The following is a 799-nucleotide window of genomic DNA, read 5'->3' on the forward strand; positions in this document are numbered from 1 at the left end:
TGACACCCATGGAATTTGAACACGTCACCTTCGACCTGCCACACGGCACCTTTCACGCGCTGCAGGGTGGTGATCCCGATGGTCAGCCGACGGTGGTCCTGCACGGCTTCCCGGACCATCCGCTGACCGCGAAGCCCTTCCTCGCCGAGCTGGCCCGCCACGGACGTCGCGTCGTCGCACCCTGGCTTCGCGGTTACGCGCCGTCCCCGACCGCGGGGCCGTTCGACTTCGCTTCCCTCACCGGCGACGTGCTCGCGCTGATCGACCGCTGGTCTCCGGGGCGAGCGGTGGAGTTGGTCGGCCACGACTGGGGCGCCCTGATCACCTACGATACGGTCGTCACCGCACCGGAGCGGATCGAACGCGCGGTCACGCTCGCAGTCCCCCACCCCATCACGTTCCTGAGCCGGCCGCGCCTCGCTCAGCTACGCCGGATCTGGTACATGGGGCTCTTTCAACTGCCGGGAAGCGGCTGGATGGCCAGCGCCCGCGATCTCGCCTTCATCGACCGCCTGTGGCGTCAGTGGTCGCCCGGCTTCTCGCTCGATCCAGCGCTGCAGGCGGAGCTGCACGAGCACCTGCGGGCGAGCATGCCCGCGCCTCTGAAGTACTACCGGGAGATGATGCGACCCGGCATGATCGGGGCGACGCGCCGCCTGTCTCAGCCGATCGAGGTGCCCCTGCTGCAGCTTTACGGTGCCGACGACGGCTGCTTCCTCCCCCCGAAGGTCGACGACCGACATCGGTTCGCCGCCCCGCACGCGATGGAGATCGTCCCCGGCGTCGGTCACTTCCTGCA

Annotated in this window: 1 protein-coding gene; it reads left to right on the forward strand. The window is 68.7% G+C overall.

From position 1 onward, the window contains the following. Nucleotides 1-799: alpha/beta fold hydrolase (locus HW837_RS47995; protein ID WP_196790492.1), on the forward strand; the 799-nt coding region annotated here is incomplete at both ends.

Source organism: Streptomyces caniscabiei, from assembly GCF_014930365.1.
Lineage (GTDB): Bacteria > Actinomycetota > Actinomycetes > Streptomycetales > Streptomycetaceae > Streptomyces > Streptomyces caniscabiei.